Annotated in this window: 26 protein-coding genes, 1 pseudogene and 1 riboswitch; of the genes and pseudogenes, 16 read left to right on the top strand and 11 right to left on the bottom strand. The window is 38.9% G+C overall.

What is annotated here, in order from left to right; translation table 11 throughout:
* Positions 1-19 precede the first annotated feature (19 nt).
* A complete protein-coding gene (locus LS684_RS17640) occupies positions 20-508 on the top strand; it encodes a hypothetical protein (RefSeq protein ID WP_233807941.1) in 489 nt (162 codons plus the stop codon).
* On the opposite strand, the gene LS684_RS17635 is transcribed toward LS684_RS17640, so the two are convergent.
* Entirely contained in the window at positions 449-1,174 is a 726-nt protein-coding gene (locus tag LS684_RS17635; RefSeq protein ID WP_233807940.1) for a transposase, read from the bottom strand. The two genes, LS684_RS17640 and LS684_RS17635, sit on opposite strands and share 60 nt — an antisense overlap.
* A gap of 687 nt (positions 1,175-1,861) precedes the next feature.
* Between LS684_RS17635 and LS684_RS17630 the strand changes: the two are divergent.
* From LS684_RS17630 to LS684_RS17600, 7 genes and pseudogenes are all read left to right on the top strand, one after another.
* A pseudogene (locus LS684_RS17630) lies at positions 1,862-1,999 on the top strand (DUF72 domain-containing protein); the annotation flags it as partial.
* 17 nt (positions 2,000-2,016) lie between these two features.
* Positions 2,017-2,838 carry a sulfite exporter TauE/SafE family protein gene (locus LS684_RS17625; protein WP_233807936.1) on the top strand — a complete coding sequence of 274 codons (822 nt, stop codon included), beginning with the start codon at positions 2,017-2,019 and terminating at the stop codon, positions 2,836-2,838.
* 18 nt (positions 2,839-2,856) lie between these two features.
* Positions 2,857-4,218 carry a bifunctional metallophosphatase/5'-nucleotidase gene (locus LS684_RS17620; RefSeq protein ID WP_233807934.1) on the top strand — a complete coding sequence of 454 codons (1,362 nt, stop codon included), beginning with the start codon at positions 2,857-2,859 and terminating at the stop codon, positions 4,216-4,218.
* A gap of 533 nt (positions 4,219-4,751) precedes the next feature.
* The gene (locus LS684_RS17615) at positions 4,752-5,054 is read left to right on the top strand and encodes a YunC family protein (protein WP_233807933.1); all 303 of its coding nucleotides are present in this window, start codon (positions 4,752-4,754) and stop codon (positions 5,052-5,054) included.
* A gap of 307 nt (positions 5,055-5,361) precedes the next feature.
* Positions 5,362-6,456 carry an HD-GYP domain-containing protein gene (locus LS684_RS17610; protein ID WP_233807932.1) on the top strand — a complete coding sequence of 365 codons (1,095 nt, stop codon included), beginning with the start codon at positions 5,362-5,364 and terminating at the stop codon, positions 6,454-6,456.
* 63 nt (positions 6,457-6,519) lie between these two features.
* Entirely contained in the window at positions 6,520-7,278 is a 759-nt protein-coding gene (yunB, locus tag LS684_RS17605) for a sporulation protein YunB (RefSeq protein ID WP_233807930.1), read from the top strand.
* 65 nt (positions 7,279-7,343) lie between these two features.
* Positions 7,344-7,535, top strand: a riboswitch (Lysine riboswitch).
* Positions 7,536-7,663: 128 nt separating this feature from the next.
* Positions 7,664-9,220 (top strand): Na+/H+ antiporter NhaC family protein, encoded by a 1,557-nt coding sequence (locus LS684_RS17600; RefSeq protein ID WP_233807928.1) that lies wholly within the window; start codon positions 7,664-7,666, stop codon positions 9,218-9,220.
* Positions 9,221-9,725: 505 nt separating this feature from the next.
* On the opposite strand, the gene LS684_RS17595 is transcribed toward LS684_RS17600, so the two are convergent.
* From LS684_RS17595 to LS684_RS17580, 4 genes are all read right to left on the bottom strand, one after another.
* Positions 9,726-10,454: a GntR family transcriptional regulator gene (locus tag LS684_RS17595; protein ID WP_233807927.1), complete on the bottom strand. Its 729-nt coding sequence runs from the start codon at positions 10,452-10,454 to the stop codon at positions 9,726-9,728.
* 20 nt (positions 10,455-10,474) lie between these two features.
* Positions 10,475-11,206 carry a glucosamine-6-phosphate deaminase gene (gene nagB, locus LS684_RS17590; protein WP_233811696.1) on the bottom strand — a complete coding sequence of 244 codons (732 nt, stop codon included), beginning with the start codon at positions 11,204-11,206 and terminating at the stop codon, positions 10,475-10,477.
* On the bottom strand, positions 11,206-12,396 hold the full coding sequence (nagA, locus tag LS684_RS17585; protein WP_233807922.1) for an N-acetylglucosamine-6-phosphate deacetylase: 1,191 nt from the start codon (positions 12,394-12,396) through the stop codon (positions 11,206-11,208). The genes nagB and nagA overlap by 1 nt, the downstream gene beginning before the upstream one ends.
* 304 nt (positions 12,397-12,700) lie before the next feature.
* Positions 12,701-13,471 carry a TerC family protein gene (locus LS684_RS17580; protein WP_233807919.1) on the bottom strand — a complete coding sequence of 257 codons (771 nt, stop codon included), beginning with the start codon at positions 13,469-13,471 and terminating at the stop codon, positions 12,701-12,703.
* 430 nt (positions 13,472-13,901) lie between these two features.
* On the opposite strand from LS684_RS17580, the gene LS684_RS17575 reads away from it, so the two are divergent.
* Together LS684_RS17575 and LS684_RS17570 are read left to right on the top strand one after the other, a co-directional pair.
* Positions 13,902-15,422: a sodium-dependent transporter gene (locus LS684_RS17575; RefSeq protein WP_233807918.1), complete on the top strand. Its 1,521-nt coding sequence runs from the start codon at positions 13,902-13,904 to the stop codon at positions 15,420-15,422.
* On the top strand, positions 15,422-15,532 hold the full coding sequence (locus LS684_RS17570; RefSeq protein ID WP_233807916.1) for a methionine/alanine import family NSS transporter small subunit: 111 nt from the start codon (positions 15,422-15,424) through the stop codon (positions 15,530-15,532). Before LS684_RS17575 ends, LS684_RS17570 begins: the two co-directional genes overlap by 1 nt.
* A gap of 72 nt (positions 15,533-15,604) precedes the next feature.
* On the opposite strand, the gene LS684_RS17565 is transcribed toward LS684_RS17570, so the two are convergent.
* Positions 15,605-16,594: a M23 family metallopeptidase gene (locus tag LS684_RS17565; protein ID WP_233807914.1), complete on the bottom strand. Its 990-nt coding sequence runs from the start codon at positions 16,592-16,594 to the stop codon at positions 15,605-15,607.
* Between the two features lie 205 nt (positions 16,595-16,799).
* Here LS684_RS17565 and lipA point away from each other — a divergent pair, with 205 nt between their 5' ends.
* Entirely contained in the window at positions 16,800-17,726 is a 927-nt protein-coding gene (lipA, locus tag LS684_RS17560) for a lipoyl synthase (protein WP_233807913.1), read from the top strand.
* 93 nt (positions 17,727-17,819) lie between these two features.
* Here lipA and LS684_RS17555 read toward each other — a convergent pair whose 3' ends face one another.
* Entirely contained in the window at positions 17,820-18,494 is a 675-nt protein-coding gene (locus LS684_RS17555) for a YhcN/YlaJ family sporulation lipoprotein (RefSeq protein WP_233807912.1), read from the bottom strand.
* Between the two features lie 115 nt (positions 18,495-18,609).
* On the opposite strand from LS684_RS17555, the gene LS684_RS17550 reads away from it, so the two are divergent.
* Entirely contained in the window at positions 18,610-18,885 is a 276-nt protein-coding gene (locus LS684_RS17550; RefSeq protein WP_233807911.1) for a YutD family protein, read from the top strand.
* A 36-nt stretch (positions 18,886-18,921) separates the two neighbouring features.
* Here the strand turns inward: LS684_RS17550 and LS684_RS17545 are convergent, their stop codons facing one another.
* The 3 genes from LS684_RS17545 to glpX all read right to left on the bottom strand — a co-directional run bounded on the left by LS684_RS17545 (position 18,922) and on the right by glpX (position 20,540).
* Positions 18,922-19,209: a cytosolic protein gene (locus LS684_RS17545; protein ID WP_233807910.1), complete on the bottom strand. Its 288-nt coding sequence runs from the start codon at positions 19,207-19,209 to the stop codon at positions 18,922-18,924.
* 68 nt (positions 19,210-19,277) lie between these two features.
* Positions 19,278-19,544 (bottom strand): DUF3055 domain-containing protein, encoded by a 267-nt coding sequence (locus LS684_RS17540; protein ID WP_233807908.1) that lies wholly within the window; start codon positions 19,542-19,544, stop codon positions 19,278-19,280.
* Between the two features lie 27 nt (positions 19,545-19,571).
* Positions 19,572-20,540, bottom strand: a complete 969-nt coding sequence (gene glpX / locus LS684_RS17535) for a class II fructose-bisphosphatase (RefSeq protein WP_233807906.1) — start codon at positions 20,538-20,540, stop codon at positions 19,572-19,574.
* A gap of 174 nt (positions 20,541-20,714) precedes the next feature.
* On the opposite strand from glpX, the gene LS684_RS17530 reads away from it, so the two are divergent.
* The 3 genes from LS684_RS17530 to LS684_RS17520 all read left to right on the top strand — a co-directional run bounded on the left by LS684_RS17530 (position 20,715) and on the right by LS684_RS17520 (position 23,423).
* A complete protein-coding gene (locus LS684_RS17530; protein ID WP_233807900.1) occupies positions 20,715-22,019 on the top strand; it encodes an EAL domain-containing protein in 1,305 nt (434 codons plus the stop codon).
* Between the two features lie 39 nt (positions 22,020-22,058).
* Positions 22,059-22,496 carry a DUF86 domain-containing protein gene (locus LS684_RS17525; RefSeq protein ID WP_233807899.1) on the top strand — a complete coding sequence of 146 codons (438 nt, stop codon included), beginning with the start codon at positions 22,059-22,061 and terminating at the stop codon, positions 22,494-22,496.
* A gap of 162 nt (positions 22,497-22,658) precedes the next feature.
* Positions 22,659-23,423: a TIGR01457 family HAD-type hydrolase gene (locus tag LS684_RS17520; protein ID WP_233807898.1), complete on the top strand. Its 765-nt coding sequence runs from the start codon at positions 22,659-22,661 to the stop codon at positions 23,421-23,423.
* A gap of 352 nt (positions 23,424-23,775) precedes the next feature.
* Here the strand turns inward: LS684_RS17520 and LS684_RS17515 are convergent, their stop codons facing one another.
* Positions 23,776-24,276: a phosphatidylglycerophosphatase A family protein gene (locus tag LS684_RS17515; protein WP_233807897.1), complete on the bottom strand. Its 501-nt coding sequence runs from the start codon at positions 24,274-24,276 to the stop codon at positions 23,776-23,778.
* A 197-nt stretch (positions 24,277-24,473) separates the two neighbouring features.
* Between LS684_RS17515 and yutH the strand changes: the two genes are divergently transcribed.
* Positions 24,474-25,475 carry a spore coat putative kinase YutH gene (gene yutH, locus LS684_RS17510; RefSeq protein WP_233807896.1) on the top strand — a complete coding sequence of 334 codons (1,002 nt, stop codon included), beginning with the start codon at positions 24,474-24,476 and terminating at the stop codon, positions 25,473-25,475.
* Positions 25,476-25,508 lie beyond the last annotated feature (33 nt).

The following is a 25,508-nucleotide window of genomic DNA, read 5'->3' as shown; positions in this document are numbered from 1 at the left end:
GGAAGTGGAGAAGAGAATTATGGAGCATAATCTAGCTGAACTAGTTGAAGGAATTTATCATCAAAAAACAAAAGAATATTTTGAAGAGGTTCTTAGCTCATATGAACACCAGAATTATAGATCAGCGGTAGTGATGTTATATACTGTAGTTATTTGTGAGTTAATTTTTAAATTGAACGATTTAAAGGATATTCACAATGACTTAAAAGCTAAGAAGATTTTAGAGGACTTAGAAGCAGATAAAGAAGATAATCCAGTATCACCTGATTGGGAGAACAATCTTATTGAAAAAGCATTTAAGGAAGCTAAGTTGTTAGAGAATGATGTATATATTCATATTACTACGTTAAAAAGGTACCGAAACCTTTCTGGACACCCTGTTCTAAATTCAATAGAAATTCTACACAGACCTAATAAGGAATTGGTACAGTCTCTTATGATTAATATGCTAGCGTCGTCTGCGTTGCTGGGCATCGGTGAAAAATTGTATCAAATGAAAGCGATCTAATACATGAGTCGCAGCTGGATACACAGCTTGAATAGCACCTGCCATGGCGGGCGCAAAATCACTGATGATGGTTTGTATGGTTCCTGTCACTTTTTTTAAGACAGCTTCAATGGCATCTTGATCTCGGTGCGGAACAATCGCTAAAATACGCCCTGTTAGCGCATTTAATACACTCGTTGCGTAGTGATGACCTCTGCGCAATGCGAACTCATCGACACAAATATGTTGGGCCGTTTCTTCGACTAATTTGTCTGGGGCATATGTGTAAAACCAGCGCTCAACTGTTGTATACGGTAGTTTGTATTCACGTGCGACATCAGCGATTGAACGACCATGGCAACGCTTCGTAATTTCACGACGAAAGGCTTCTGTAGAGGAGCGAACAAGCCCCAATCCATAATCGAACGTAAAAGTAAAATGACAACTTTTACAGCGTTGACGTGGCACAAATAATTCAATCCAAAGCACACCAATATGCCAAGCATAACCATGGCGAAAACGGCGTAATGAGCGATCATGGCAAACCGTATTACCTTTGCAAATGGGGCAAGCAATCTTTTGCCGTACAGCTGTTACAAAAAACACATTCGGCTCTTCATCAGAAGGTAGAGAGATTTCAAAAAAAGATGGTAACGGTAAAATCAATTTGATAAACTGGTTGTACAAAGCGAAAACTCCTATCGTGGTTTGTCTCGACAACAATTACGATACGTTAGTTTTCGCTTTTTTTCTATAGTAGACTGTTAAAATATTCAAATCTTGGCTAGCAACCCCAAGTTACGGTGATGAACCATTTTTCTTCTAAAACTACCCAATACCATTTTTAATGAAGATCATTGTTGCTATGGGCTTGGTTTTACTAGGAAGTTTAATTCCCACCTAAGTCAAAATTAGGAAGACGGTTCCTTTTTGTATCTATTCCTATGAATCTTCTGTTTGGTCATCGGAAGATCAAGAATTTAGCCTTTATTACATCATTCTTTGTCACACATTTTTAAGTTAATAGAAGGGATACTTCCAATCGGGTACATTTAACTTAACTTTAATTTGAAATCTGTAAGATAATGCTGTCAGTACAATAGCCGAATTCATATCATCGAAGCTTCTAAAAGTGTTTGCTATATCTGCTGGTATTCCTCCAAAAGAAAAGAGATTCCCAGCTCCTTTTAAAAGGTTTTTTCTGAGCTAGTCCAGGCTCCAGCCATGTCAAAAACTTTGTCAAAGTTGGGGTAGCGTCAGGATTTTGACAATTTAACGGTAAGGCTTCAAACTATTGATATATCAAGGTTAATAAGATTGGTATCGACAGAATAGACAAGTCTATTACAGTAGTTTTGGGGTTTCGAGTGTTTTGAAAAAAGCTGCGAGGATGTGTTCGTGCTGTTTAACAATAATTCTGGAGGGGATGCAGCCGACAATGCGAAGCAATTAATTGATATATTAGCGATTGAATACGGTGATTTAGCACCAAGGCAATTAGACTTGTTTTAATCGAGGAGATGGGCACGATGGAATGGTTTGTACTTATACTAATAGGATTAGTAGCGGGAACATTAGGCGCGCTAATCGGATTAGGAGGCGGAATAATTGTAGTCCCAGCGTTATTATTTTTCGGAACAAACACATCCTTGTTACAAGGCATAACCCCACAAGTTGCAGTAGGAACCTCGCTATTCATTATGATTTTCACGGGTCTTTCCTCAACCCTTACGTATATGAAGCATAAGACAGTCGACTATAAAAGTGGGCTCATTTTTTTCATGGGGAGTGGGCCAGGGGGCATTGTTGGTGCTTGGGTTAATAAAGCCTTACAAATGGACGAATTTCAGATTTACTTCGGTCTATTCATGATTTTTGTTTCCTTCATTTTAATCATAAGGGGACGGTTGAAGCCTCTAAAACTGAAACAATCTGGAATTCAACGAACTTTTACTGACGCTAAAGGGGATTCATACGTATATGGATATCATCCTGTATTAGGAATTGGAATGGCGTTTGTAGTTGGGTTTATTTCAGGGATTTTTGGTATTGGTGGAGGTTCGTTAATGGTTCCTGCCATGATCGTCCTATTCTTATTTCCACCACATGTAGCGGTGGCGACGTCCATGTTTATGATTTTCCTTTCGGCTATTGTTAGCAGTATGACTCATATCAGCTTAGGAAATGTGAATTGGCTGTACGCATTTGCATTAGTTCCAGGTGCGTGGGTAGGAGCGAAGGTTGGAGCATTTATTAATTCAAAACTTCAAAGTCAAACACTAGTAGCTATTTTAAGAGTATTATTAATTGTAATTGGCCTTCAGTTAATTTATGAAGGGTTGGCAGTTTAAAAAGGTAGGGTGACGGGAATGGAAACCATTCATATTTATCATACAAACGATTTACATAGCCATTTTAACCATTGGCCACGAATCCATCAATTTTTACTAGACAGAAGAACCTTGCATGAAGAAGTTGATGATGAAGTATTTTTATTCGATATTGGCGATCACATGGACCGTTGGCACCCCTATTCCGATGCTTTCCTTGGCAAAGGAAATGTAAATTTATTAAATGAAGCAGGCTATACGGCTGCAACGATTGGAAACAATGAAGGTATTACCTTGTCATACGAAGGGTTAGATGAGATGTATGAGTCTGCTAACTTCGATGTCTTATTAGCGAATCTCTATTATAAAAATGGCACAAGGCCGAATTGGGCAAAGCCTTATAAAGTTTATGAAACGTGTAAAGGTACACGGATGGCTATCATCGGATTGACCGCTTACTTTTCTCGTTTTTATGAGCTTCTTGGTTGGAGTATGACAGATCCAATAAAAGAGCTTGAAAGTCTGTTAGGTAGCTTGGAAGGACAGGCAGATGCAATTATTTTACTTTCCCATTTAGGAATTCATGAAGACGAAAGAATCGCTGAAATGTTCCCGGAAATTGACGTCATTCTAGGAGGGCACACTCATCACATTTTACATGAAGGAAAACAGGTGGAAGATACCCTTCTCTGTGGAGGGGGAAAGCACGGACAATATGTGGGTCACGTCACATTAACAATCGACTCTCTTACAAAGGAGATCAAACAGAAAAAAGCGATTTTATATGATACAAATCAGCTTCCTTCTTCAGAAAATGAACTGGAATATCGTGAAATGCTCTTTCAGCTAGGAAAAGATCAGTTGGGAAAGGTAGTGACAGAGCTATCCATTTCTCTAGATAAGAGGTATATTGCAGCTGAGCTATGTTCAGCACTTCAAAGCTGGACGAAAGCGGATGCGTCCTTTTTAAATGAAGGTCTAATTTTAGGAGGTTTACAAGAGGGTCCCCTCTCTAAATATGATTTATTAATGATTTGTCCCCACCCGATTAATCCATGTTTAGTGGAGCTTACTGGTGCTGAATTAAAGGAGGTCCTGCTGCAAACATTGGATGAAAAATGGGAGCATCTACAAGTGAAAGGGCTAGGCTTCAGAGGAACAGTCATGGGAAAAATAGTGCATCATTCGATCTCATTTGAAGTACAGAGCGGGATCAAGAAGGTGCTTGTGAACGGAGTTGAGCTAAAGAAAGAAGAAAAGTACAAGCTCGCCATTCCCGATATGTTCACCTTTGGTCGATTCTTTCCAGAAATATTCAGAGCCAAAACGAAGCAATACTTTCTCCCTGAATTTATGCGTGACTTATTAGCATGGAAGTTAGCAAATGGGGAATCGAGTTGATTGGATAGGACTTCATTTAGTTGATGAAGTTCTAAACAGCTGATGCTTGCTATTAGAATGGGCATCATAAGAGTGATGAAGTACAAAATGGCTTGGAGAAATAGTTTGGAAAGGTCATCATAAGGATGATGAAGACCCAAACGGCGAGAAAAATAGTCTAGATAGGTCATCATAAGGTGGATGAAGACCGAAATAGCTAGAAAAATAGTCTAGAAAGGTCATCATAAGATCGATGAAGTCCCAAATAGCTAGAAAAGTAGTAAGAAAAGGTCATCATAAGGTCGATGAAGACCGAAATAGCTAGAAAAATAGTCTAGAAAGGTCATCATAAGGTCGATGAAGACCCAAAGGGCGAGAAAATTAGCCAGGAAAGGTCATCATAAGGTGGATGAAGACCAAAGAACCAATAGAACAAGCAGTAGTGAAGCACCCAGTACTCTTCATCACCTACCATCCATTTTCTGTAATAAAAAACACGCATTACCTTTCTTCTGCATATGGTGTAGTGTATGGGAGGAAAGGAGCGTGGAGAAATGATTGACTTATCACCAGTAGAAATAAATGGTCATACATTTTTAAGTGTTTCTGTCGCATTGCCGAAAACGAACTTATTGGTCGTTACAAATGATAAAGGTTATATTATGTGTGGTGCACTCGATGTTGCGCTATTAAATGAAAAGCTAAAAGATCGTAAAGTAATTGCTGGTCGAGCGGTAGGAGTCAAAACTATTGAGCAGCTTCTAGATGCACCGCTTGAATCGGTCACCTTTGAAGCAGAAGAGCTAGGAATTCATAAAGGCATGATTGGAAAAGATGCTCTATTGAAGATGATTTAACTCATAAAAAGCACCGTATAGGGTGCTTTTCTTATTTTAACCAGTTATCAAATATTGAATGGAGAACTGTGATCCTAAAACCGAACTTGTTACTTGGGGAATGCTTCACTGATGAAGACAAGAAGTGATAAAATAGTATAAGAATATTAATGGTAAAAAAAACCTTCACATAAAAGTTAGAAAATAGGTTCAAAAGTAGGTTGATACGATAACTGTAATAGGGTTATTTTAGTAATAAAGTAGAAATTTGTCGGAAAATATAAATTTTATCAGATGAGTTTGCGAATTTTCAAAGTGGGAGTTTTCTATGAGATTAGTAGCTACGGGATCGGTGCAGCAAGGAGAAATATTAGCAAAGGCGATTTACAATGAAAAGGGGCAGGTATTAGTAAACGAAGGGGTCATTCTTAAAGATACGGTATTGACGCGCTTAATCAGCTTAGGCATTTCATATATTTATATTCAAGATGGACAAACAGAAGATATTTCTTACCAGCATCCAATATCAGAGAAACTACGACAAGAAGCCATCCAAACGATTGAAACAACTTTTCAACAGGTTCAAAGTGCTAAAGCGTTGTCCCATTCGTTTGTAATTGAAAAAGCGGCAAAGCGACTCACAGAATTAATTAAAGCCATTCTATCAGAGATTAGGGGCAATGAGGATCTACTAACACTTCTGTCGGATGTTTATACATACGATAACTATATATTTACACATTCCTTAAATGTGACAATGTATACACTAGCCATTGGGATGGAATTGAACTTAAAACCAAAGGATCTTGAGAGGTTAGGTCTTGGAGCCGTTCTTCATGATGTAGGGAAGATGAAAATTCCTGAGGAAATATTACTGAAGCCAGGTCGATTAACTGAAGAAGAATTCACCGTTGTGAAGACCCATGCAGAGGAAGGCTTTGAAATTCTGCGGAAAGTTCAAACACTTCCTTTAATTATTGCACATTGTGCTTATCAGCATCATGAAAGATTAAATGGTACAGGCTATCCCAGAGGGCTAAAATGCAACGAAATCCATGAATATGGAAAAATCATTGCGGTTGCCGATGTGTTTGATGCAGTGACGTCAAACCGTGTGTATCGACAAGCCATGCTTCCTCATGAAGGATTAGAAATTTTATATTCTGGAGTAGGAACATTATTTGAACCGAAAGTGGTAGAAGCGTTCCGCAGAGCGGTTGCCATCTATCCAATCGGGATTACGGTAAAGCTGAGTGATGGAAAAAAGGGAGTCGTCAGCCGTCAAAATATAGGCTTAAGTGACCGACCGGTTGTTCGTATAATTGAAATAGGGGACGAGCCTGTTAAGCCTTTTGAATTTGATCTAAAATCGGAGTTATCTGTAGTGATAACGGACTGTGATACAACTTTTAAGAATGAATAATTAAATTTAATGCTAGTTCCCTTCTTTACAGCATACATATAGCTTGTAAAGGGGGGATTTGTCTTGCCAAAAATCGGTGGACGGCGACGAAAAGGCCCGCTACCTTTTCGATATGTTTTTTTAATCACCTTTGTCTTTTTTGCTTTTTCAACTGCTGCAGGTCTTTGGTTTATCAATAAAGGGTTAGAGCCAACGCTGATGAGTTATGCTGATTCCCAAACTCGGAAAATTGCTTCATTAGTTATTAATAAGGCCATTAACAAAAAAATTGCCAATGTAATGGATATAAATGATATTATTGAAACCGTTCCGTCACCAAATGGTGCGAATACGACCACAACGAAATTTAATACGGAAATAATTAACAGGGTGCAAGGGGAGATTGCAAGTCTTGTCCAAACCAATATTAAAGAAGCTGAGGCGGGAAATCTGTCTGCCTTAGAATCTGTTACCGATATTGAGATTGAGACAGATAAGTCGAATAGCGCTGAAGGAATTGTGTATTATGTCCCTCTCGGTCAAGCGACTGAAAATGCGCTTTTAGGAAACTTGGGTCCTCAGATTCCTGTTAGGTTCAATGCAATTGGAGATATTCTAGCTGATGTGAAAACAGAAATGAAAGAATACGGTATAAATAATGTGTATGTAAAAGTGTATATTCATCTTGAAGTAAATGTTCAGATCATCATTCCATTTGCTACAAAGGTGACGACCGTTAAACAGGACATACCTGTTGCAATGGGATTAATCCAGGGTGAGGTCCCGCAATTTTACAATGGTGGAGGAGATTCTGCTCCTTCCCTCGAATTGCCAGTAAACTAAAGGTTGAATATTTATTCGTAGTTTGCTATATTAAAAGAACAATAAAATAAATAACCTTATCATTCCGATGGGGTAGAGGAGCATGAATCAAGAGTATAGCGTGTGAGGATGACAACAGTGATCACGTTAGAAAGGGGTTTTTGCCGAAGTGAAATGCGATGTGTCAGCATGTGTTTCGCTGGGGTTACTTTTAATAAAAGTAACACTGTCATTATGAAGCGTTTTTACTTGCTTCATAATGGGGAGCTACAGATCGTGATGGAGAAACTATATTACTAAAAAGAGTAATGATGGATTTTTCTCTATCGTTACTCTTTTTTTATTTTGCTCTATCATAATCCATTTCTCCCCTCTATATAGTAGTAAAAAAGAGGAGGAAACCAAAATGGTAAACAGCATTTATTCATTATTACCACCTATTATTGCGATTTTAATGGTTATCTTAACGAGAAGAGTACTTCTATCGTTAGGAGTAGGGATTTTAACAGCTGCAATCTTGCTTGCTGAATTTAGTGTAACGAAAACATTCTCAATGATCTTTGATGCCGTGAAGGGGATTTTCATTTCCGATGGAGAGTTAAATACGTGGAATGTGTATATTATTCTATTTTTATTAGTATTAGGGATAATTACAGCCTTTATTTCAATCTCTGGAGGCAGTCGAGCGTTTGGTGAATGGGCAATGAAGCGTGTGAAAACGCGTGTAGGTGCTCAATTAGTAGGAGCGGTTCTCGGCGTTATTATTTTTATCGACGATTACTTCAATGCCCTTGCAGTTGGACAAATTTCGCGCCCGATTACAGATCGGCACAAAGTGTCGAGGGCGAAGCTAGCGTATTTAATTGATTCAACATCTGCACCTATATGTGTCGTTTCACCTGTTTCGAGCTGGGGCGCTTATATTATAGCGCTAATCGGTGCGATTCTTGTAGATCATCAAGTAAATGACTATAGTTCGTTTTCAGCTTTTATTCAAATGATTCCAATGAACTTATATGTATGGACGTCACTTGCAATGGTATTTATTATTATCTATCGAAATATCAATCTTGGTTCTATGAAAATTCATGAAGACCGCGCAGTTCAAGAAGGCTTAGTACTTGATCCTGAAAAGTCAGCCCCTGGTGAACTAAAGGATGATCTACCAACAAGTTCAACAGGATCAGTTGGTGATTTGATTTGGCCAATTGTTGCACTTGTCGTAGGTACAGTAGGGTCGATGATTTGGACTGGATTACAAGCAACAGAAGGATCTGCAACGATTCTGAAAATATTTGAAAACACAGATGTAGCAAAATCTCTTATCCTTGGTGGGGTGTTCGGTTTAATCGTTACACTTCTATTATTCTTCCGTCAAGCCTTCATGTTAAAAGGGGTTTCAGGGAATGTGTTTTTACAAGGTGTGCTAGAAGGGATTAAGTCAATGCTACCTGCTGTATATATACTGATTTTTGCATGGGCGATTGTCGACTTGATTGGTCGTCTAGAAACAGGTGAATATTTAGCAGGGATTGTTCAAGAGTCAAATATGAATCTTTCCTTCTTACCGGTAATTTTGTTTATAATTGCAGGGATTATGGCATTTTCGACCGGTACTTCTTGGGGCTCTTTCGGCATACTCTTACCGATTGCTGGAGATATTGCAGCAGCAACGGATATTACGATGCTTTTACCAGCGATGGCTGCTGTTTTAGCAGGTGCAGTATTTGGAGACCATTGCTCTCCGATTTCGGATACGACGATTTTATCTTCAACTGGAGCCGGCTGTAACCACATTGATCATGTGTTAACTCAGCTACCGTTTGCGATTATCTCGGCTGTTATTGCGGGGATTGGTTATGTTGTTCTTGGGTTTACCGGAAGCACGCTTCTCAGTTTAGCGACTGTAGCTATTTTCTTAGTTGCGTTTGCGTTTATTGGAGGGCGGAAGAAATTAGCTTAATTTGAAATTGTGGGGATATTATCTTTAGCAGGCTACTCATTAGGGTAGTCTTTTTTTTTTGATTATAGTGGGGGAAAAACAGGAGATTTCCGCTCCAGGTGCTTGCTTTCCGGGGGGCGTTCGGCGAGCCTCCTCTTCGCAAGCTCATGCGGGGTCTCGCCTGAAACGCAAATCCCCCAGGAGTCAAGCACCTTCCGCCCCAATCACCAATTTAGGCTTTCTATATTAGGAAGTCTATAATCTCACTGATGGTTAATGCAAATCTAGCTCCACCTATAGTTGTTTTTTATAGTGGGGGAAAAACAGGTGATTTCCGCTCCAGGTGCTTGCTTTCCGGGGGGCGTTCGGCGAGCCTCCTCTTCGCAAGTTCATGCGTGGTCTCGCCTGAAACGATATACTTGATGAAGCCGTTAACTGGTTCTAAAAGAACCTTCTGACGGCTTCTAATTACAGGTGCCTTCTGTTGAGAGGAGCTGAACCAGGTCTAAATACAAAAAAGACCCTCTTAGAAGGATCTTTTCATTGTATGAACAAACTTATAACGGTCCGCTCGGTAGGATGATTTCACGAGTTCAAAGGGAGTTCCATCTTGAAGGTAGGAGACCCTTTTGATGAATAGCACTGGAGCAGAACTTTCGATTTCCAGCAGCTTCATCTCGGTTTCTTTCGGAGTGGAGGCTTCGATCTCTTGTGAGGCCTCATTGATTATTAAGCCTAGGTGATGTTCAATATATTGGTACAGCGACTGGTTAATAATATCCTCTGTTAAGCCTTTAACGAGATTTGCAGGAAGAAAAGTGGTTTCAAGAGCCATAGGTAATTGATCAGCTAGACGGACACGCTTTATTTCATAGATAGGTGTGTTTTCGTTGAGGTTTAAAGCCTGGGCAACCTGCTTGTCGGCAGGGATAATTTCAAAGGAAATCAATTTGCTGCTAGGTTTCATTCCTCGTTCAAGCATATCTTCTGTAAAGCTCGTAAGACCTTGAAGCTTTTGTTCTACTTTTTTCTTATTCACAAATGTTCCTTTTCCTTTTTGCCGATAAAGTAGCCCTTCTGTAACTAAGTTATTGATCGCTTGTCTAACGGTCATTCGGCTAATTTGAAAGGTTTCTGCAAGCTCTCTCTCAGAGGGAATGGCTTCATCCACCTCTAAGCTCCCGTTCTCAATTTGAGCACGTAAATGCTCCTCTAGTTGAAAATAAATAGGAATAGGCGAATTTTTATCAATCATATAAATAGCTCCTTATTATCCTACAGGTCCACAAGCTGTAGGGCTTCTTCGTCTGCAATTATCGTAACATGTTTATGTGACTTGAGAGAAGAGGCAGGAAATTGTTCCGTCATTTCTCCGTGAAGTAATTCTTGAATAGCTTTGGCTTTAGATGCACCCGAAGCTAATAATAGAATTTCTTCGCTGTCTAAAATGGTTGAAATCCCCATTGTGATGGCATGGGTTGGAACGTTTTCAATGGAGGAGAAGAAGCGAGAATTGGCTTTTCGGGTACTTTCCGCCAGCTCCACCACATGTGTTCGACTGGAAAATGAAGTCCCGGGCTCATTGAAACCGATATGCCCATTGTTGCCGATCCCAAGTAACTGAAGCTGAACTCCACCTAATTTCTTAATTTGTTCTTCATAACGACTGCATTCCTTCTCCCAATTATGGCTGGTACCTGACGGGATATATGTTTGATCAGCAGGGATATCGATATGATTAAATAGCTGGGTCTTCATAAAATGAAAATAGCTTTGTTCAGAAGCTTCATCAAGTCCGATATATTCGTCTAAATTGACTGTACGTATATTTTGATATGTGGTTCCCTTTTCTTGAAAATCCTCGATCAGACGTAGGTATACACCTTTAGGAGTGCTCCCAGTAGCTAAGCCTAATGTAGCAGAGGGGTTCGCATGAACGGTTTGAATGATTGTAGTAGCAGCGATTTGGCTCATTTCTTCATAATTTTTTACTTTAATGATGTTCATCATTGTTGATTCACCTCTCGTTCATATGCTTTTACACCGCGACAAAATGTGTGTTTAACATGAAAATATTGATCAAGTACAACAATGTCCGCATCCTTGCCAATATCAATACTCCCTTTTCGGTCGAAGATATTTAGCTGTTTAGCTGGATTGCTGCTTGCAAGCTGAACTGCTTGTTGTAAACTTATCCCGGTAAAATCCATCATATTCAAAATGGAATCTCTCATCTTCAAAATACTTCCAGCAAGGGTTCCGTCTGCCAGTGTAGCCTTATCATCCTTAACTGTCACATTTTGTCCACCAAGATCATATTCACCGTTTTTTAAACACTTTGCTCTCATGGAATCTGTGATTAACAACATCCCATCCATTCCTTTTGCTTGAAGAGCTAGCTTGATCATTTCCGGTCGAACATGAATACCGTCAGCAATCATCTCTACTTTTAGCTCGTCTAACAGTAGGGCAGCCCCTGCTACACCTGGCTCTCGGTGATGTAGACCTCTCATTCCATTAAACAGATGGGTAACCTGTGAGGCACCTGCCTGAACGGCTTCTTCTACTTCATAGTAGGTGGCATCAGAGTGACCGATTGATGCGATAACACCTGTCTCAGAAAGGTATTTAACAAGCTCTAATCCTTTTTCTTTTTCAGGTGCAAGTGTCACTAACTTAATAGCTCCACCAGAAATCAATTGCCACTCTTGAAAAAGAAGGACGTCTGGGTGGATGATATCAGATGGAGGCTGAGCGCCCGCTCGTTTTTCGTTTATAAAAGGTCCTTCTAAGTGAACTCCAATTACTTCTGCTTTTCCTGGGGTATTATGCTGTTCTCTATAAAGAGCTACATTTTGAAGTGCCTGGTTTATTTTTTGTTTCTCTTGAGTGATAGTTGTAGCTAAAAAGGCAGTCGTTCCTTCAGAGGGCAACACACTAGCCATTGTAGTGAGGGCATCTGGTGTACTGTCCATAGTATCTGCTCCGCCAGCTCCGTGAATATGAACATCAATAAACCCGGGTACAATTGTATGCTCTTGAGAAAGCTCTAATACTTGAAGGGGGGAGTGAAAAGTAGGAAGCTCACTCATCTTTCCAAAGCTCTCAATTTTTCCATTATTAATGAACAGAAAAGCTTGCTCTATAAGCTCAGCTTCTAGTAGTATTCGGCAATTCGTAAATAGAAGACGACTCATTCATTCCATCTCCAATTCTATAAGGGATATCCTTATTATAAATTTTAATGATATAGTTGTCTATACCAGTTAGTAAAAAAATATAAAGTTATAATGTGGTATATACCTAATGTCTGCTGAGGCTATTTTTTTGTGTAGCTTACGGGGAGATGAATAAATTGAAGGTATCACTATGTCTTGAATTGTTAGAAAAGCTAACGAACCTACATTATTTTTGAAAAGACTCGTATGTCTAGAATAAAAATGTAGGCAAGAAAACAAGTTCTTACGATTTCCTTACCTACAATCGAACGGATGATTTATTTTAAGGATTTCCTTCTTCAGAAGGCTTTTCTTTCGAAAGAAACCAACCTAAGATAGCAATTAGTATGAGTACGGACCAAAATGTAAGTTTCCATTCTATTGATTTTGCAAAGTCTTTTGAGAGGTAGGCTAAGTCAGGGTGGGATAGAGTATATACGGCTAATTTCACTCCTACCCATCCAACTATTAAAAAGGCGGCTGTTTCAAGCCCAGGCTTTTTGTGTAATATTCCTACAAAGAAGTTAGCAGCAAATCTCATAATAACCAAACCAATAATTCCACCAGCTAGAATAACTGAAAATTGACCTCCGTCTAGTCCTCCTATATTAGGAAGGTCTGTTTCAGGAAGAGCAACTGCAAATGCGACTGCTGCAAGAATTGCATCAACTGCAAATGCCAGATCTGCTAGCTCAACCTTCAGCACCGTTATCCAAAAGCCCGAGCCTTGTTTTTCATCCCCCGTTTTTTTATTTTCTCCTTTTCTTAAAATGAACTTTTTAACAATATGTGTGATAGAAATAAACAATAGATATAGTGCTCCAATTGCTTGAACCTGCCATACATCAACTAAAAAGGAAATAATGAAAAGGGAGCCAAATCGGAAAAAAAATGCTCCAGCAAGACCATAGAACAATGCCTTTTTTCTTTTGTCTTCTGGTAAATGTTTGACCATTATTGCAATAACTAAAGCGTTATCAGCTGCAAGTATTCCTTCTAGTCCAATTAATACGATTAAAACCCATAGATATTCTAATATAAGAGCTGTTTCCATCTAAACCCTCCATAGCATTTACTATTATTAGTTTGCTATAAGAAAATTAGTTCTATTCGCTTCTATCCATCCAATGAATTTATATATAGTGGTCTATACCATCTCAGGCAGATTATTCATAAGGCTTTATACCCTAAAGAAAAAAATTTGAATTTTCTGTCTTGATAATAGAAAGTTTCTAATTAGGTTGAATATGAATCTATAAAGGAGGTAATCAGGGAACTGGAAATAATTTTGAAAGAATAGAAATAGGCTTTAGTGCGTCTGTTTCTGTACTTTTCAAAAAAATAATATTATTCCCAAAATAATGTTTTGACAGAAGGACAAAATCTAGCTATACTAAATTCATACTAAATTATCTGAAAATATAAAAAGTTCCAACTCTTAAAAATTCAAAGAGTTCGGGACTATATTAGGGGGTAGAAAGGTTATGGATAATCGTCCACAGTGGGGAACGAGAGCAGGTTTTATCCTTGCAGCAGTAGGATCAGCTGTAGGATTAGGTAACATTTGGAGGTTTCCTGGAACTGCATTTGATAACGGCGGAGGTGCCTTTTTCTTACCGTACTTATTTGCATTATTAACTGCAGGTATTCCGTTACTTATCCTTGAATTTACTATAGGGCATAAGTATCGAGGCTCTGCACCATTATCTTACGCTAGAACAAACAAAGGAGCAGAATGGCTAGGGTGGTGGCAAGTAGCAATCTCATTTGTTATTGCTACGTATTATGCGGTAATCATTGCTTGGGCTATGTCATACACGGTATTCTCCTTTAAGTTATCATGGGGGAGAGAAGATACGGTTAACTTCTTGATTGCTGACTATTTAAAGGTTTCCGATGCAGGAGTGATGGGAAGTTTAGTTCCAGGAGTCCTTATTCCATTAATTATTGTTTGGGTAGTTACTCTAGGTGTATTATTTGCTGGTGTTAAAAAAGGGATTGAACGCGCGAACAAAATTATGATTCCGGCACTTGTTATTTTATTCTTAGGAGTAGTTATTCGTGCTTTAACATTAGAGGGAGCTCTAGATGGTGTCAATGCATTCTTCAAGCCAGATTGGGGAAGAATTGCTGAACCACAAGTGTGGGTAGCGGCATATGGACAAATATTCTTTAGTTTATCGATTGCTTTTGCTATTATGATTACTTATTCAAGTTATCTACCAAAGAAATCTGATATTACAAATAACGCATTTATCACAGGATTTGCGAACTCGAGTGTTGAGCTTTTAGCTGGGATTGGAGTATTTGCTGCTTTAGGTTTCATGGCTCAATCACAAGGTGTTCCCGTTCAGGATGTTGTAAAGAGTGGCGTTATTCTAGCATTCGCTGTATTTCCTGAAATCATTAACCAAATGCCTTTCCTTCCAGAAGTGTTTGGAGTTCTATTCTTCGGAAGTTTAGTATTAGCAGGTTTATCATCACTAATTTCAATCGTCGAAACATTTGTTGCAGGGGTACAAGATAAATTTAACGTAACTCGTAGTAAAGCAGTTCTTTTTGGTGGAGGTTTATCAGCAGTTATCTCCCTATTATTCGCAACTCAAGGTGGATTAAACTTCCTTGATGTAACAGATGAGTTTATTAATCAGTTTGGTGTAGCACTAGCAGGATTGTTTGAAGTTGTTTACTTTGCTTGGTTTGCTAAGCAGCTTAACCCATTACAACAGCATGCGAATGCAATTTCGGATGTAAAGTTAGGGGTATGGTGGAAGATTTGCTTAAGTGTTATCACACCAGTTGTATTAGGATACATGATGTACGGTAAAATGAAAGAGCGTATTATTAACGGATATGGTGGATATCCAACAGACTTCGTATTTAACTTTGGATGGACAATAGCAATCGGCGCAATCTTACTTGCGGTTGTGTTCTCCCAGTTTAAATGGAAATCAGCATCATTAGAGGTTCCTAAGGAGTCGACAAATAAGGGGGTTTCTAGCTAATGGAAACAAGTGCGATTGTCATGATGATTATAGGAATGGTCATTATATGGGGCGGCCTTGCTGCTAGTATCTTTAACGCTGTTTCTAAGTCAAAGAAAGCTTCGAATTAATGTAGTTCTGAATGAAAGGACTTCCCATGTTGGAAGTCCTTTTATATTTCATATTTAAAATGAATGAATGGATTATTTTCTTCGTTTTTGTCGTTCTTGTCTCTCCCATAGTTTTAAGTGTGGATAGGGATCATATGACCATTCAGTATAACCATTGTCCTTGTACATCCCGTAATGTAAATGTGGTGGGAATTTACCTGAAGTTCCTGGTGGTCCGTAGCCGGTGCTACCTACTCCTCCAATTAGCATCCCCGGTTCAACCACTTGCCCAACTGTTAGACCCTTGGAAAAGCCGCTTAAGTGGGCAAAATAGTGATAATTATTGTTAATATCACGTATTCCTATTCTCCAGCCACCATATCGGTTCCAGCCTTTCATTTCCACAATCCCATAAGAGGTTGCTCTAACTGGGACACTATAATCAGCAAATATATCCGTTCCTTCATGAATCCGTCTACCACCCCAGCCTCTTGCGTCTCCCCAAGTGCTCTTATAGCTATAGTTCCAATTCAATGGGACAGGAAAGGCATGCTCTGTTAGGTTGATCCGTCCAAAATGTTTGTAGATTTTTGCTTTGCCAATGATAATTCTTACGGTTTTATCTCGCTTATAATAATCCCATAAGCCAATTTTTAGATTGTCATGATCGACCCCATAATTTAAGAGATGATGGGCAAATGCATACATAACGTCCTCTTCATCAGAAAGGTTCGCTTGTCCATCTCCGTTTCCATCCACCCCAAATCCATTAAAAAAATGGATGGACTTTGGATTTGTATCCGATTGATTAGGGTTTAAGGCTCCACACCATTTCTCTGGAGTGAAATAAATACCGATAGCTCCTTCTGCTTTCGGTAAGTCCTTACGTGCTTCTCTAATATTCCGCTCGTATTGATCAATTGCCGCTAAATAGTACCAAGGAATTTGTGTAACTGCTTCAACCTTTTTATAGATACTCATTCGTTTTTCATATAGATCGGGTTCTTTCGGTTCAGCTTTAACAGCTGTAGTATGAATGAAGACAGAACTAATCAATAATGAAACAAGTATAAGAAGCCGCATAGGAATCCTCCCTTCTAAAATCATTTAACATGCTTATTTTGTGAGTAACTAAAAAAATAAATAGATATCAATTAATGGTAATGCCAATATCTTCGGCTTGTCCTCCTATGTATGGTGTGTTAAAGTGACATCAGAAGTGCGTTTTTCCTTGGAAAAAAGAGCAAATGACAAAACTTCAGGTTTTTTAGAGATGGAGTGAATAAATTTGAGTAAAAAAGAGGAATATTTGCGTAAGCCTGAATGGCTAAAAATAAAGTTGAATACGAATGAAAACTATATGGGCTTAAAGAAAATGATGCGAGAAAAGAAGCTTCATACGGTCTGTGAAGAAGCTAGATGTCCTAATATTCATGAATGCTGGGCTGTCAGAAGAACAGCGACTTTCATGATACTAGGTGATGTCTGTACTCGTGCATGCCGTTTTTGTGCGGTTAAAACCGGTTTACCAACAGAGCTAGACCTTCAAGAACCAGAAAGAGTCGCAGATTCTGTAAGTTTAATGAACCTAAAGCATGCCGTTATTACAGCTGTTGCCCGTGATGACCTAAAGGATGGTGGGTCTGGCGTTTTTGCTGAAACGGTGAGAGCCGTTAGAAGAAAAAGTCCATTTACCACTATTGAAGTACTGCCATCTGATATGGGAGGCGTCCTAGAAAATTTACAAACATTAATGGATGCACGTCCAGATATTCTAAATCACAACATTGAAACCGTTCGCCGTTTAACGCCGAGAGTCCGTGCCCGTGCCAAATATGATCGGTCTTTAGAGTTTTTGCGTCGTGCAAAGGAAATGCAACCAGACATTCCGACAAAATCAAGCCTTATGATTGGATTAGGTGAGACGAAAGAAGAAATCATCGAAACGATGGATGATTTACGAGCAAATCATGTTGATATTATGACAATTGGTCAGTATTTACAACCAACGAAAAAGCATATTGCTGTACAAAAATATTATCATCCCGATGAATTTGAAGAGCTTAAGGAAATTGCACTTAGCAAAGGGTTTAGCCATTGCGAAGCTGGTCCGATGGTTCGAAGCTCCTACCATGCAGATGAGCAAGTAAATGCGGCTGCAAAGCAAAAGCAACAACTGGGTGAGCAAGAAACTGAACAAGCAAAAGAAGCTTAATCAAATGAACGAAGGCTGTCATCCCAAAAGCGAGGGGAAGACAGCCTTTTATTGATGCACGTTTTCTTAAGAATGCAAAGTGCTGTAGCTTGGCTATTGCATATTTCTATCTTTTGTCTCTTCACCAAGGTCATCTTTATCCCTATCATCGTTCATTTCACCTTGCGCTTCACCATTTGCATTTTCACCATTGCTCATTTTGCGTCCTTGTGGAGAAGAGCTAACCATTTGTTTAATCAGCTTGTTCAATCCATATTCCACATTCGTGCTATCTGAGTCTACGCTTGCATAATTTTCCACATTTTTGCGTAAGTTGGTATTATCTGTAACATACACATGGTACCATCTCGGAACGACAGACATGGCCATTTTTTTCACTTGGTCTGCTGTCTCAAAACGGTTTTCTGAATCTGTTTCATACACGATTAATACTTCCTCAGAAGTCACTAAGGTCGATACATCATCTACATTTGGAACTTCAGTACAGTATTTCCCAATGATATCGGCCACTCGCTCCCTATTCAGTGATGCGTAATGGTTGGCTGAGACATTTTCTCCCATGATCGGGCTTCTCTGGTGACGAGTATAACCAAAGTCTTCACTAATTCTCCTAGCATCTTTATTTTGCTGATAAAGTTCTTCCCGTTCTGTATTCACATTAATCGTGTTGCCGCTTTCGGGATAGATATCTTCACGTGCCATATCATTTTGGCAAGCGGTTAATGCCGTTAGACCACATATTCCTATAATCATCATTGTTTTTTTCAATGATAACACCCCCTCATTTATTAGAATGACCAGGTGTTTTGTTTTTTTTCTTAGTAATTGATGGGGAATCAGTTATAATTTAAGGTAAGAAGGATGAGCAAACGAGGTGAGACAAATGATTAGTATAAACAATATTTCTTATGATCTCGTCGAAGAAAGACGTGATGGGTACAATGAAGAAGCCTTTCGCTCGCGCTATAGTGATATTTTAGCTAGATATGATTATATTGTGGGGGACTGGGGCTACGGTCAGCTTCGTTTAAAGGGCTTTTTTGACGATCAAAATCAAAAAGCTGCTTACGATACAAAAATAAGTACATATACAGAATACTTATATGAATTTTGTAATTTTGGATGTCCTTATTTTGTAGTGAAAAAAGTGAAGAATTAATTAAAAGGTCGAAGCGAATCGTGCTTCGACCTTTTATTATGCTTCAGAGTAAGGGGATTGTGTCTCCTTATTCGGATCATCATGTGGAGGATGAGAGCCATCCATTTGTCTTGGTAAATTCTCATGAAGCGATTTAAATTCATAATTAAAGGCACTATAATAACGTTGTCCTTCTCGCCATGGAGTACTTTTATTTTGCACTAACTCATATTTTCCTCGTGGAGAGCCGTAAGGTCCTTCTGGTAATTGTTCAGGTATTAAGAAATTCCGCTGGGCCTCCACATTAGAAAAGTCTGAATATGTTTCACTGTCTTTTTCCACCATTGATTGATCACCCCTTTTTGCTTAGTATGACAAGAGTAGGTGATGCTAATAAGTGAAAAAAATTGGGTTTAGATGATTTCGTAAAGGAAATTACGAAGCTCCTCCGCATCTTCTTCAGATAGATTGAAGGCGTATTCCAAATATCCTTCTTCTTTTAAATCGTCCTCTCCAATTATGGCAAAGCGACTACCTTGAATATCCAAGACTAATTTCTTCCCGTAGTATCGATCTGACATCGTAATAGCTAAGTCGAATCTGGTGTTCTCTCCCATAAAACTAACAAATCGTGTCTTTGTATCTACTAAGTCATTATATAAATAAAATCGGTCAGTCATTGCAGTTCCTCCTCTTGGATACGAATATTAGGTCATTACCAAATGTGGCTTATGCTCAAGGTGATGATGGGCTGTAATGAAACGGACTGTTTTCGTTTTACTTCTCATAACGATAGAGTGAGTTTCAACTAGATCTCCGCCAAGAAATCTTACTCCATCTAATAGTTCCCCACTAGATACACCAGTTGCCGCAAAAATGGCATCATCACCTGAAACAAGATCTTCTAAATGAAGTAACTGGCGAGGATCCTTTAATCCCATGCTCATACAACGAGCTTCTTCTTCGGTCGTATATGGCACGAGACGACCTTGCATGTCTCCCCCAAGCGCTTTAATCGCAGCAGCTGAAATGACACCCTCAGGAGCACCACCAATACCAACAAACAGATCTATTCCTGTATGAGGAAGAGCGGTCGCAATCGCTGCACCTACATCACCATCACCGAAAAGCTTTACACGGGGTCCTTTAGCTCGGACGCGCTCTATTAACTCTTCATGACGATCCCTTTCTTGAATAATCACGGTCAAGTCTTGAACTCGTTTGTTATTTGCTTTCGCAACAATGTCGATCGTTTTTTCAATAGGATCGAGTAAGCTAATCTGTCCTGCAGCATTTTTTCCTACAGCGATCTTCTCCATATACATATCTGGCGCATGAAGCAAGGTTCCTTTATCAGCTACAGCAATGACTGCCATCGCATTGTTATGACCTTTTGCAACGATGCTTGTCCCTTCAAGAGGGTCAACAGCAATATCTACCTGTGGTCCTGCCCCAGTTCCGAGCTTTTCACCAATATACAGCATCGGAGCTTCATCCATTTCGCCTTCACCAATAACAACTACGCCATCCATATTGACCGAATCGAACATTTTCCGCATAGCTGTTGTAGCTGCACCATCCGCTTCGTTCTTTTTGCCACGTCCCATCCACTGTGCGGATGCAAGAGCAGCTGCCTCTGTTACTCGGACAATTTCTAAAGCCAATTCACGTTCCAACTAGCTTTCCTCCAATACATCTATTTCTTCACTTCTTATATTAGCAGAATCCGAATCGTTACAAAACGAGATTTGAAAATTCGACAAGTCGAATGGAAAAACATACGGAATTTAACGAATTATGGTACAATATTGATAAATGTATATGTTAGCTTCTGAGAGGAATGAGGCTTAATGGTCTATCATTTACGAAAAAAAATGAATCAGCTCACTAGATGGGGCAAAATTATATTTCCTACGGGGAAACTACGCTATTATCCACCTAAATTTACATTAAGAAACCCGATGATCGAAGGGGTTAGATCCTCTTTTAAACAAGGACACGAAGTAGCTGTCATTGTTTTTAATGTGACAAACTTAAGAGAAATATTGGAGCAACTCGGGTTTTATATGTATGAAAAATATATAAGCCATCTTAAAAACACGTTTAAGGGAGTAGTTGCAAGGCAAGTAACAAATGATCAGATCATCGTGCTACATGATTATGACAGTGATGGACTTACCCTGTTGTTACGGGTCAATCATGATTATCATTCTGTATCTGATATTGAGAAGGTTATGAATGAAATTTTGAGTGAAGCTGCAAAAGCTGTCGTTGCGAGTTTTCCTTCAGTGCAAACCATTTTTAATACAGGTTATATGTTTGTAGAGAAAAAACATTATTCGTTAGAAGAAGCGGTGACTAAGGCTCAACAGCAAGCATATGCGATGGCGGAAAAAAGAGTAGAGTCTGAATTTAATGAAATGGTATATGCTATGAATAAGATTGTTGCCCAACGGGATATTAGACTATTAGCTCAACCAATTATTGATATTGCGACTAACCAAATTCAAGCATGGGAAATGCTTACACGCGGACCTAAGGGTACAGAGTTAGAAAGTCCATTAAGGCTATTTTCAGTGGCTAGGCAAACGAGAATGCTCTATGACCTTGAATTGATTGTGTTCGAAAAAACAATGGAACAAATTAAGGCAACAGGGTGTCAGCATAATATATTCATTAATTTCACACCTTTTACTCTGGGGAATGAGCGATTAATTCGAGATGTAAAGAAGCTATTGGTCAAATATAAAAACATTCCTCCCCAGCAGATTACGATTGAAATTACAGAGCGGGATTCGTTTGAAGGAATGGAGCACTTTATCGAAAATATTCGTATCCTGCGAAAGATGGGATTCCTCACAGCAATAGATGATACGGGTGCTGGATATGCCAGTTTAAATTCAATTAGTGAAATTTTGCCTGATATTATTAAAATAGATCGAAGCGTTATTCAAAATATCGATAAGAATACTGTAAAAGAGTCGATGCTAAAAGGACTATTACTAGTTGCAAAAGAAGCAGGTTCACTTGTTGTAGCAGAAGGAATAGAGAGTGAGGAAGAAGCTTCTGTATTACTGAGAAATCATGTGGACTTAGCGCAGGGCTATTATTATGCAAAGCCAGATTCATTACATAAAGGCCTTTCGTCATTTTAAGCTATCCTATATTTGACTCAATTAAGAAAGGTGAGAGCCATGTATTTTGTAGACCGAGAAAAAATTGAAGAAACTCTACAGTTCCTAGAAGGACAAATTACTCTTTTTCTAGAGAAAAAAGATTGGACCACCATTTTAGAAAAAGCGGCATTAGAGCGAATTACCCATACGATCATCGAATCTATACTTGATGTAGGAAACTCTATGATTGACGGCTTTATTATGCGAGATCCAGGTAGCTATGAGGACATTGTGGATATTCTAGACGATGAAAAAGTCATTACAAAAGAAATGAGTCATAGTTTAAAGGAAATCCTCCTTTATCGAAAAGTTCTCGTTCAAACCTACACAAAAATCAACCATGTAGAGCTTCAGGATGTTTTTCAAAAGCATATAGAAAGCCTGCACATGTTTGCTCCTAAAGTTAGAGATTATTTGACAAATGAACTCGGGCCGGTTTCAGCATTTAAAAATTAACCTATGAAAAAATGGGAAATTTATCATTGTTTTAATAAAAAAGAGATTGCGGTTTAGTTGGCAATCTCTTTTTCGTTCTACTATAATTGTGAATGATTGCACAAATCGTTTTCCTTTAATAATATAGATAGTTGGGTAAGATATTTTCTAGGAGTGATACTAATGAAAAAATATAGCGGTTATTTAATTGATTTAGATGGAACGATGTACCGTGGTTCTGAGAAAATTGAACAGGCTTCTGATTTTGTTAAGCAGCTTTGTGAACTAGACATTCCATACTTATTTGTAACGAATAATTCTTCAAGAACACCGGCACAGGTTGCTGAAAAACTACAAAAATTTGATATTCCGGCAACAGAAGAACGGGTTTTTACAACTAGTCAAGCCACGGCAAATTACATAGCAGAGATGAAAGCAGATGCATCTGTGTATGTCATTGGGGAAGAGGGCATTCGAACAGCAATTGAGGAAAGAGGCTTATCCTTTGGAAATGAAGAGGCTGATTTTGTTGTTGTCGGTATTGATCGTTCAATTAGCTATGAGAAGCTAGCGACGGGATGCTTAGCTGTCCGAAATGGAGCAACTTTTATTTCTACGAACGGTGATATTGCCATTCCAACTGAAAGAGGGTTACTTCCAGGTAATGGTTCATTAACTTCTGTTATTACGGTATCCACCCAAACGAAGCCTATCTTTATCGGAAAGCCGGAGTCTATTATTATGGAACAGGCTTTAAAGGTGCTTGGAACAAAAAAAGAAGACACGCTTATGGTTGGAGATAACTACGATACGGATATTCTAGCGGGGATTCATACTGGAATGGATACATTGCTTGTTCACACTGGAGTGACAACAAAGGCACACTTAGAAGACTACGTCAAACTACCTACTTATTCCATAAATTCTCTAGATGAATGGAAATTTTAGAACAAATAAAGGACTAACGAGTTTGTTAGTCCTTTTCATTTCGTTTCTTTAGAATGGAAATATGTGGATATTTGGTGATTTCCGCTTCAGACGCTTGCTTCGTGCGTGGAAGTCGCTGAGTCTCATCAGCAACTAGAGTACTTGCAGGATCGCACCTGCCCGCTAATCCCAAAAGAGTCTATGCAGCTTCCGTTCCAATCAACCTAGAGCTACTAAACCTAAGTATTACAAGAGGCAAAAAACAGCTTTTCAGTGACATCTAGTTTCCTCCTGCTGGGTAGCACCTGAAATGCTAAACCTTTATGAGTCAAATCCTTTCTATTTCAGGTCAACTAGCAGTTGATGAACCCAATTATTCAGTATGGGCTGCCCGGTGTGCGAGGCGGCTTGAGGCAGCTGCAGCTATTGCCCCTACAATATCGTCAAGGAAGGTGTGGCATTTGCCAGAGGATTTGTCATTTAACTGCTGTAAGATACCGGGCTTTTGCTTGTCAATATACCCGTAATTTGTGAAACCGATGGACCCATAGACGTTCACAATTGAAAATGCTAGAACCTCATCTACTCCATATAACCCTTCATCTGCTTGAATAATGGATTGCAATGGTTCTTCTAGCAGTCCTTTCTCACTTAGCATATCTAGTTGAATTCCAGTGAGGATCGCATTTTGAACTTCCCGCTTTGATAAAACCCGTTCCACATTTAACGTACAATCTTCCATCTGTAAATTTGGATGATATTTCTCCTGTAAGTAAAACACTAGATCAGCAATATCTTGAATCTCAACTCCTCTTTCATGTAACCATTTTCGTGCTGTTGCTTCAGTTAAGGTCGTTTTCTTTTCTTCAGTCATTCGCTTCACCTTTTCTTGTTATTTTCACTATATATATACTTTTTTTATTAAATTATGAGGAAATAGCCTGGAATGATACAGTTTCTCCATTTTTCAGCATCTCCAACCGGCTGTTGCTTATGCAAATAACAAACAATTTTTTAAAAGGAGCTCATATATATATAAGAATAGAACCTAGATAAAGAAGGTGATTGGAAATGCTTCGGCAAATGTTACGGAAACATTATGGGATATCGGCTGAAGAAGAACTTACTGTTGAACGATTTGAAGCATACAAAAGCAATCAGAAAGTGTACCTGATTGTTCGAGCGAATCATCAAGAAGAAGAGCTTCTTGAGTTAAATACGTTGGCTAATCATCTTTATGAAAAAGGTGACAAGCACGTGGGGCGATTTGTCCCCAATTTAGAAGGACAGACAGCTACGAAGTGGGAGGATGGCGATTATTGTGTCTTAGCTTGCCCACCATTTGAGTCCCCATCTACTAAGAAAGTTGGACGAAAATTAGCAAAGTTTCATTTTCGCGGGAGGCTTATTCAAGCTTCGATCACAAGAACGAGTCGAATTGGCCAATGGAAAGAACTATGGGAAAAGCGTCTAGATCAGATGGAGGCTGTGTGGAATAATAAATTATTTCAACATCCTGATAATGAATTTGAAAGGCTATTTATAGAATCATTTCCTTATTACATGGGGCTTTCAGAAAATGCCATTCAATACTTAGTTGATACGGAAATGGATGATGAACCAAACATGATTGATTATGGGACAGTTTGTCATGGACGATTCACAAATCAATCCTGGGGAAGGCAATATGTGGTGAAAAACCCACTAGATTGGGTATTTGATCATTGTAGCAGAGACATGGCTGAATGGATTAGAGAAAAATACCTTAGAAATATTTCAACCTATCAACCAGATGTGAAGAATTTTTTGAGTGATTATCAATCTGTCATGCCATTATCTACTTTTTCATGGCGCCTTTTATATGCAAGGCTCTTGTTTCCACTACATTATTTTGAATGTGTGGAAGAGTACTATATCACACATTCAGAGCAACAAAAAAATGCATTAACAGATCAACTGAATAAGTACCTGCAACAAACAAATAATCATGAAGAATTTCTTCGCGATTTTTACGACCTAGCAGAAGTTCCAACAAGAAGGCTCAATATCCCTGAGCTTGACTGGTTAATATAGAACTGTGTGTTTCTTTCAATCCTTATCCCTACC

It is taken from the genome of Cytobacillus spongiae (assembly GCF_021390075.1).
Note: the sequence above shows the minus strand (reverse complement) of the source record. Positions and strands in the feature narration are given on the sequence as shown.